Genomic DNA, 8997 nt, shown 5'->3' on the forward strand with positions numbered 1-8997 from the left:
TAAAAACAGGGTTTCGTGGCGAAAGAAAAGGGAATGGGCACTAGGCCTTAGTCCATAGGCACTAGGAGGGAGTGTGACGGAAAAGCGGAGGAAACCTCCCCCTTCTCACATACTCTGCTCTCGCGAGGCACATACCCAGCTGTCGCTGGCTACCTCCAAAGGGAAGATAACATCCCCCTAGCCTCCTTCAAAGAGGGAATTGTGGTGACCAAAGAGGGGTTGTAAAAGGTTTTGGAGAGGTTGGGAGGAACCAAATGGGCGCGAGCTACAAGCTCGCGCCAGCGATAGGACAGCGAAAAGAAAGGGAGGTGTGTGGTGATGGAATATGTAGTTAAACCGAAGTTAGGTATAATAAAAAAGCACTTACAAATGTTTGTAAGTGCTTTTGTTTTGAGGGTGGTCCCAGTTGGGCTCGAACCAACGACCCTCTGATTATGAGTCAGATGCTCTAACCAGCTGAGCTATGAGACCTGTCTGTTTTTAATTAAGACGGTGCAAAAGTAGTATTTAAAAATGAATTGACCAAATTTATAGGGATTTTTTTCGAGAAAAAGGGTAAAAATAAGTGGTGAAGGCTTTGGCTATTTGAAGAGAATGTTTTATTTTTGCGCTGTAAAAACAATTCATTACATTGGTAAAACTGAATTATGAAAAGAGTTATTACTTCGCTATTCGTAGCTTTTATTACGCTTTCGGCGTTAGCTCAAGACCGTAAACTGACGGTTGCCGAAGCGGTTTTTCACGCGGTACAAGACCCTTCTTCTGAAATGGGATACCGCTTGCTCTCTCCTGAAACTTTGGATAATTTGCAGTGGATTGAGGGCACTGACCTGTATCTGTACAGCAAAGGTGATACGTATGAGATTTTCAACCCCAAAGGTGAAAAAGTGGGCGCTATTGGCAGTGAGCTCACAATGGGGTTTGAGTGGTTGCAAAGCTACTTGCGAAACAGCGGTTCGTTGCCTCCTATCACCTATATCGGTAAAGAGGAAATGGTTTTAAAAGTGGACAATACTTATTACCGTTACAATTACGAGCGCAAGAATGTGCTCAGTAGTATCACGCTACCGAAAGGGGCTGAAAACGCTGAATACAATCCTCTTACAAAATCGGTGGCATATACCTTAGATAATAATTTGTATTTGGCTACTGAAAAGAATGAAAAACAAGCGGTTACTGCTTTTACTGATGCGAATATTGTAGCGGGTAAATCAATTCACCGCAACGAATTTGGCATTAATAAAGGCATATTCTTTTCGCCTAAGGGCAATTATTTAGCTTTTTATCAGAAAGATGAAAGCAAGGTGGCTGATTACCCTTTGGTGGATATTACCACTACTCCTGCTACCTTAAAAGCGATTAAATACCCGATGGCAGGTCAGCCCAGCGAGCAGGCAGCAGTAGGGATTTACGATTTCCAAAGCGGGAAGGTTTCTTATTTAGACATCAACACTACCGATGAGCACTTTCTCACGAATTTGGCTTGGAGCCCTGATGAGCGATATATCCTTTTGGCGGAAGTAAACAGAGCGCAGAACCACTTTGCCTTAAACCGTTACGACGCACGTACGGGTAAAAAGGTAAATACAATTTTTGAAGAGCGCAACGCTAAATGGGTAGAGCCCGAAAAGCCAGCTGTGTTTTTGCCGAACAACGCAAATGAGTTTTTATGGCTAAGCGAGCGCGATGGTTTCACAAATGTATACCATTACAATGTGAACGGCAAGCTCATTAAGCAAGTTAGCAATTTCCGTTGGGTAGTGCAAGATATTTTAGGCTTCGACGCACAAGGGAAATACGTCTTTATCACCGGTACAGGTGCTGACCCACGTGAGCAACATTGCTTTAAGATAGAGCTTAAAAACCCTAAAAAGGTGAGTGCTCTTACTCCCGAAGCAGGAACTCATAACGTACAGCTGAGCAGTGACGGGAAATATCTTTTGGATAGCTATAGCAGTATCAGCGTTCCACAAAATATAGACCTTGTAAGTACGGATAAAGGCAGTAGACAGCGTTTGCTTACGGCTAAGAATCCGCTAGAAGGTATTGCGGTAGGCACCACTGAGTTTGTAACGCTGAAAGCCGAAGACGGTACGCCTCTTTACGGTAAATTGCACAAACCTAAGACTTTTGACCCTAACAAAAAGTACCCTGTGCTGATTTATGTATATGGAGGACCACACGCCCAACAGGTGAAAAACGAATGGTTGGCAGATACTTACTTGTGGTTACACGCGTTTGTAGAAAACGAACAGTATATTGTGTTTACCTTAGACAACCGCGGTAGTGAAAACAGAGGTTTTGCTTTTGAGAGCGTAATCCACCGTCGTTTGGGAGAAATAGAGGTAAAAGACCAGCTTAAAGGGGTGGATTATTTGAAGAGTCTGCCTTATGTAGATGGCAATAGGATAGCAGTACACGGCTGGAGTTTTGGAGGATTTATGGCTTCGAGCTTGCTCACTCGTCACCCTGAAATATTCAGAACTGCTGTGGCAGGAGGGGCTGTAACCGATTGGAAGTATTACGAAGTGATGTATGGCGAGCGCTATATGGATACCCCACAAGAAAACCCAGAGGGTTACGAGAATAGCCGAGTGGGCAAATACCTCACGAATTTGAAGCGCCCACTACTATTTATTCACGGCAGTGTAGACGATGTAGTAGTGCCTCAACACCTGATGAGTATTACACGTGAGTCTATCAAGAAAAACGACTTTATAGAGTTATTTATCTACCCGATGCACGCACACGGTGTACGGGGTACTGACCATATCAACCTTACAGAAAGAATTATTGATTATGTGAAGAAACACAATCAGTAGTTATCAGAGGATAAGCGAAGGGCTGTCGGCAATGCCGACAGCCCTTCGTTGTTTTTTAATGCTCTTTAAGAGTTGGCTATAAGTCTTTCTAAAGCCATTCCTCTCGAACCTTTGATGAGTATTAGGTTGTCTTGAAAAGAAAGGTTCTTAAAGACTTCTTGAAATTCCTCAAAGGTTTCATACTGCGGATAAGGCGCTTTAGTTTTTTTAAAATTCTTTCCGATGAGGTAGACCTCTGCCCATTGGTGCTCTGTGAGTTTATCGACAATGCTTTGATGCTCCTGAGTAGCGTAATCGCCAAGCTCAAACATATCGCCGAGAATAAGTACTTTATTAGGGGAGCTGTTCATAGAAAGAAGATTGTCGATAGCGGCGGTCATACTGCTAGGATTGGCATTATAGGCGTCGAGCAAAACAGTATTACTACCCCATTGCAATAGCTGACTGCGATTGTTTTGAGGAATATAGCTCTCTATGCCCTTCTGAATAGCCTTTGTAGAGAGTTTGAAGTAACGCCCAAAAGCTACCGAAGCAGCAATATTAGTGAAGTTATAGCTTCCTACCAGATGAGAAGTTGCGACAGTGGGAGTATCAGTAAAGCCCTCTATATTGGCAGGGAATCCTTCTGTGGTGGTTTGTAGGGACGAGTCAGCAAACTGTATTTTCACGGGTTGAGTGCTGAGGCATTGCACAGAGACGTTTACCCCTTCGCCTACTCCAAAACTGTACACATTGTTATAGTTTTCCAAAAGCGCTTCGGTGATAGGATTATCGGCATTGGCAATAATGGTTTTATGGTGTGTTTTGAGGTAATCATAGAGCTCTCCTTTGGTTTTTATCACGCCTTCAAAAGAACCAAATCCTTCTAAATGCGCTTTACCAATACTGGTAATATAGCCATAGTCGGGTTCAGTAATAGAACATAGGAAGGCAATTTCACCTGGGTGATTGGCACCCATCTCCAGAATAGCAATATCCGTTTCTGGTTTAATTGTGAGCAAAGTGAGAGGTACTCCTATATTGTTGTTTAGGTTGCCTTGTGTAGCTACTATGTTCAGTTGTTGTGATAATACGGACTTGATAAGCTCCTTTGTGGTGGTTTTCCCATTGCTACCGGTAATACCAATAACGAGTGTTTTTAGCTTCCTGCGGTGATAAGTAGCGAGCTGTTGGAGTGTAGTGAGGACATCGTCTACCAAAAGTGTTTTATCGGCGATGTGATAAGCTGGGTCATCAATAACTGCATAGCAGGCTCCTTTGGTAAGAGCTTCTTGAGCAAAGGTGTTGCCGTTAAACGAAGCTCCTTTTAAAGCAAAGTAAATACTATTAGGCGTTATATTGCGGGTATCAGTACTTACGCCCGCTGAAGTTATATATCTTTGATAAAGCTCTTCTATCATAAACTATTAGTTCTTTTATAATGCAAAACTACAGCGTTTTTTTGAGTTAAGCAAATAGTTCTTGTCACTTTCTATAAAAAAAGAGAAGAGCCCTCTTGAAAAGTTCAAGAGGGCTCTCTATTTATGAAAATTTTTATGTTTTTTATCCTTTAGGAGTTTTATGGTTCTTTTTAGCTTTTGAACCTACACGGCTCATAGCGTTGCGGAACCCTATGTAATCAGTAGCAATGTACTGAGGTAAGAAACGACGTTGTGCTGGGTCAAGCCAATAAGCACGGTCTCTCCAAGAACCTCCTTTGTATACGCGTACTTCGTCGTCGATAAGTGAAGTACGGTCGTTAGAAGTATCATAGCCCTTACCGCTGATATCGCTACCTGGTCTTTTAGGACGAGGAGCATTGTACATTGAGTTTGTATACTCTGAACCTTCTGCCATCAAGTCATTTTGGTTACGATAGTTGCGTGTAGATGATTTATCACCATCGTGATAACTACGGTTATCGGAGTGTGTAAAGTTATAACGCAAATAGGTTTCGTTTGAGTCGATAGGAACAGTAGCAAGGTTACCTGGTAAATTACGAGCGATAATTTTACCGTTCATCAAAGTGTCATACTTCACATTCTCAGGAGTTACTACTATTTGTTTTCCGTCTTCACCAATAGCGTGTTTCATATACACGTTACCGCGGTAATAGTTGAAATCTGTTATTTCATCATCAACAATAGGACGATAAACATCGGCTACCCACTCGGCTACGTTACCTGCCATATCATATAAACCAAAGTCATTAGGTGGGTAAGTTTTAACTGCTACAGTAATATCACCTTTATCATCTGACCAACCTGCTAATCCGCCGTAGTCACCTTTACCTTGTTTAAAGTTAGCTAAGAGGTCTCCACGAGTTCTACGTTTGGTAGAACGAGTGTATTGGCTATCCCAAGGGTATTTCTTTCTACCTTGCAATGAGTTATATTCACGAATACCACCCAAAGATTTGGCAGCATATTCCCACTCTACTTCAGAAGGCAAACGATACTCAGGCAATAAAATACCGCTAGTTTGTTTAGCATAAGTTGCTTCTCCTTCTTTATTAGTTTTCTTACCTCCCATTTCACCGGCTATCTTACCTCCGTAAGTTTGTGATGGGGCGTTTAGGTAAGTATCGGTACTAAATGTGCTAGTAGCATCTACTTGGTAACGAGCATCTTTTGCAAGATAACCATCACGTTCCAAGATTGCCTCGTTCACACGGTCAGTGCGCCAAGAACTAAACTGTACTGCTTGCACCCAGTTTACCCCTACTACAGGATACTCAGCATAAGCAGGGTGACGCAAGTAATTGCTAACCATTGCTTCATTAGCACTTAGAGGGCTTCTCCATACTAAGGTATCAGGAAGGGCACCTATATATATATTTCTATATTGCTCTTCATCTGGTGGGAACACACGTTTTAACCAATCGAGGTATTCCATATACATCTTGTTGGTTACCTCTGTTTCGTCCATATAAAAAGACTGTACGTGTTGTTGGGTAGGTGTGTTATTCCAGTCGTGCATTATGTCGTCTTCCACCTGACCCATAGTGAAGGTACCTCCCTCAATGAGCACAAGACCAGGACCTGTCTCTTGGTCTTTAAAATCTGTATTGTATTGAAAACCACCTTCTTTCGCGTTGATTTTCCAACCTGTCGCACTCGATGTGTTCTTATCAGTCTTCTTGCCACAACCTGCGAGCAACAATCCTGCTAAGGCCATATAAACAGGTACTTTTAATAAATTTCTTTTCATAGTAAAAACACTTGTTAGCATAAAAATTCGGGCGCAAGATACTACTTTTTTTTAATGTAGTATCATCTTTTCTCAATTTTAACTATATATTAATATTCTATTTTTTGTGTATTTTTTATATATGTTTGATTTATAGTTTTATACACTCTCTTCTCTCCTTCTCTTGTTTCTCATATTTCCTCTTCTCCCACCCTATTTTTTAACAATTCTTTAAGTATTTTGTTTATAACATTTGGTTCTTATCAGCTAAAAAAACCAATAACAACGACAAAAAGAACGCTATAATAGGTGCTATCATCCACATCGCAAAGAATCGCTTTACTTGAGTCTTGCGAAAAATATTCTTATGTCCCATCTTCGCTACGCCTATTCCTAAGATAGCTGCTACATTCACTTGTACCAATGAGGTGGGTATTCCTTTTACAACCGAAGCCAGCAACAACAAGCTCCCCGATATAAATGCGATAATCACCGCTTCAAACTTCCCAAAAAGTATTATTTCCTTCCCTGTATTCTTCAGTATCTTATGTCCAAAAAGCGAAGCGCCAATGCCAAAACACGGTGCTACCACCAAGGTAGCCAACATCAAAATAACAATATGGTCGCTCTCGCGAATGTGTAGCTCATTAATCGTCATTGTATACAAAGGTCCCGTCGCATTAGCTACGTTGTTAGAGCCTATCGCAAACGATACGTACAAAGCCATTATCACCAACGCCACATCCCAAATATGCTTCTTGTTCTCATTCTGCGCCCGCTGTATCGTCAGCCCTCGCCTGCGCATCGGCTGGTAAATGTATTTCCCTGCAAAATAACTCAGAAAATAAGCAATCACAGGTAATATAAACCACGCAGGTATAATCTCCATAAATAGCCTATTCGTGTCTAACTTCTCAAAATACAACGCTGGTGCCGCTAAGGCTAATACTGCTGCCTGACTGGTAGACTGCGGTATCCCGGAAATGTTCGAAATAAGCATCGTTACCGCTATCGAAAATAAGGCTATCGATACCACCGTAAAATCCAAATACTCCGACGGTAATATGCCACTCCCCATTGTACCTGCCGTTTTCTTCCCTGCTAAAAACGCCCCTACAAACACCATTATCCCAAATAACCCCGGGATAACAGTCTTTCTAATCACATTAGCGCCATAGCTTGCCGAGAATGCAGGAGCGGTACCACTACCTCCCATCGTAATGGCTACTGCCATTGCAATGAGAAACGGAATAAGTAATTGGCTGTATATGGGTGTCATTCTCTATATCAGTTTTTCTCCGCAAAAGTATAAAATCTTTTTTAAATAACAATACTTTTTCTGCAAAAAAAAAGCCCGATATTACTATCGGACTTTTCCATTAACCAACCAAAACTTTAAATTATGAAAACTATTATTTGAAGTTTTACAATGAGCTACCACCCTCATTGCGTCGGCAAAGGTACGGCGTTTTTTTTAACTACCAAAACAATTCCAGAGTTTAACAAAACTTTAACGCACCTATAATGTCTTTATCACTGATTATCAGTGTTTCTTGTCTTGCTTTTATTTCTTCTCCAATTTATTTATCTCCGCAAGTTCTGCCTCTGTAAGTTTCTTAAATGTATACTCATACGTTCCTTGATTATCATCATCATCTTTATCTATAAATGAAATAACAAGCCTATTTCCTCTTACAAAAAAGTTCTCAGGAGTATCGTCTTTTTTAGTAATCGTACCATTAGAAGCAGTATAAGGCACCGCTCTGCCTTTTTCAAACTCACAACGATTAGTATTACTATTGAAGCCAAAGTCATAATTAGTTACTGTATTGGCGGTATAAATATCTACTTGTTTATCTTCACAGGGTCCTTTTTCGATAGGTTGTCCATTAAAGGTAGCTTTTTCTATCTGCCACGCCCCTATGAGTGCTTTGGGGTCGGTAGTTTTTTCAGGAGCTTTATACTCCATCGCTCTAAGGGTTGTCAATTCTTTTTCGCTGATTTTCTTATAGGTATATGAAAAAGAACGCTTTCTCCCTTGTTCATCTAATCCAGTCCCCTCTATTACAAGTTTAGTTTCAGTCACAGTAAAAGTAACTGTCTTACCTTCAAGTGTAATAGTTGTTCCCGATATAGTATAGGGTTTTATTTCTTGTTTTTTATAGGTACAATTATATTCATCATACTTTTCAAAGATAAGCTCTTCTACTGTGCTTTCAGTAAAAATAATAGCATCTTTTAAATAGCACTCCGAAAACGCTAACTTCTCACCATCAAGAGTTGCCGATTCCATTTGCCACGCCCCTATCACTTGTTTTTTGTAATCAGGAGCTTTATACTCCATCGCTCTAAGGACTGTCAATTCTTTTTCGGTAATTCTTTTATAGGTAGTGGTAGAAGGCTTTTTGTTTCCTTGTACATCTGTATAGACTCCCTCTATCACAAGTTTACCCTCAGTAATGGTAAAAGTGGTAGTACCATCTTTGGTTGTAAAGGTGTTCCCCGAAAGAATGTAAGTCAAAGGGTCTTGTTTCTCATAGGAGCAATTACCATTTCTTTTCTTAAACGAAAGACGTTCTATTGTCTTTTCAGTAAAAACAATCGTTTCTTTTAGTGTACATTCTGAAACCGAAGACGGTTTTCCGTCTATGGTAGACGATTCCATTTGCCAAGCTCCTATCAGTTCGACAGTCTTCTGTGGCGGCTCAGGTGTTTTATCATCTTTGCTTCCGCAAGACGAAATCATTGTGGCAAGGGCAACAAATGCCCCAAATAGAAATTTCTTCATATGTGTTAGTATTTTTAGTTTGAGGGCGCAAAACTATAAAATTAATTTTTCTTCACCAAAAAATCATCATAATACCCCACCTCCGACTCCCTCCGAGCCCTTCCAAAACCTTTTACAACCCCCTATTGGTCACCACATTCCCCCTTTGAACAGAAGTCCGCGAGAGCGGAGTATGTGAGAAGGGAGAGGTTTGTCACCTTTCCCAGCTTGTCCCCCTTC

5 protein-coding genes and 1 tRNA gene are annotated in these 8997 nt (G+C 41.0%); 1 reads left to right on the forward strand and 5 read right to left on the reverse strand.

The window, feature by feature from the left end:
* Window positions 1-397: 397 nt before the first annotated feature.
* Window positions 398-471, reverse strand: a tRNA-Ile gene (locus HMPREF9078_RS06990).
* Between the two features lie 176 nt (window positions 472-647).
* Here HMPREF9078_RS06990 and HMPREF9078_RS06995 point away from each other — a divergent pair.
* The gene (locus HMPREF9078_RS06995; RefSeq protein WP_009419999.1) at window positions 648-2822 is read left to right on the forward strand and encodes a DPP IV N-terminal domain-containing protein; all 2175 of its coding nucleotides are present in this window, start codon (window positions 648-650) and stop codon (window positions 2820-2822) included.
* 65 nt (window positions 2823-2887) lie between these two features.
* On the opposite strand, the gene murF is transcribed toward HMPREF9078_RS06995, so the two are convergent.
* The 4 genes from murF to HMPREF9078_RS07015 form a co-directional block, all read right to left on the reverse strand.
* Window positions 2888-4222 (reverse strand): UDP-N-acetylmuramoyl-tripeptide--D-alanyl-D-alanine ligase, encoded by a 1335-nt coding sequence (murF, locus tag HMPREF9078_RS07000; RefSeq protein ID WP_009420000.1) that lies wholly within the window; start codon window positions 4220-4222, stop codon window positions 2888-2890.
* A gap of 142 nt (window positions 4223-4364) precedes the next feature.
* Window positions 4365-6032: a gliding motility lipoprotein GldJ gene (gene gldJ, locus HMPREF9078_RS07005; protein WP_009420001.1), complete on the reverse strand. Its 1668-nt coding sequence runs from the start codon at window positions 6030-6032 to the stop codon at window positions 4365-4367.
* Between the two features lie 202 nt (window positions 6033-6234).
* On the reverse strand, window positions 6235-7269 hold the full coding sequence (locus tag HMPREF9078_RS07010) for an inorganic phosphate transporter (protein ID WP_002674226.1): 1035 nt from the start codon (window positions 7267-7269) through the stop codon (window positions 6235-6237).
* A gap of 285 nt (window positions 7270-7554) precedes the next feature.
* On the reverse strand, window positions 7555-8778 hold the full coding sequence (locus tag HMPREF9078_RS07015) for a lipocalin family protein (protein WP_009420002.1): 1224 nt from the start codon (window positions 8776-8778) through the stop codon (window positions 7555-7557).
* Between the last annotated feature and the right edge of the window lie 219 nt (window positions 8779-8997).

It is taken from the genome of Capnocytophaga sp. oral taxon 380 str. F0488 (assembly GCF_000318255.2).
GTDB classification, from domain to species: domain Bacteria; phylum Bacteroidota; class Bacteroidia; order Flavobacteriales; family Flavobacteriaceae; genus Capnocytophaga; species Capnocytophaga ochracea.

Excerpts from the sequence above, each read along its gene's own strand:
- HMPREF9078_RS06995 (WP_009419999.1), top strand. The coding sequence starts at position 648 with ATGAAAAGAGTTATTACTTCGCTATTCGTAGCTTTTATTACGCTTTCG.
- murF (WP_009420000.1), bottom strand. The coding sequence starts at position 4,222 with ATGATAGAAGAGCTTTATCAAAGATATATAACTTCAGCGGGCGTAAGT.
- gldJ (WP_009420001.1), bottom strand. The coding sequence starts at position 6,032 with ATGCTAACAAGTGTTTTTACTATGAAAAGAAATTTATTAAAAGTACCT.
- HMPREF9078_RS07010 (WP_002674226.1), bottom strand. The coding sequence starts at position 7,269 with ATGACACCCATATACAGCCAATTACTTATTCCGTTTCTCATTGCAATG.
- HMPREF9078_RS07015 (WP_009420002.1), bottom strand. The coding sequence starts at position 8,778 with ATGAAGAAATTTCTATTTGGGGCATTTGTTGCCCTTGCCACAATGATT.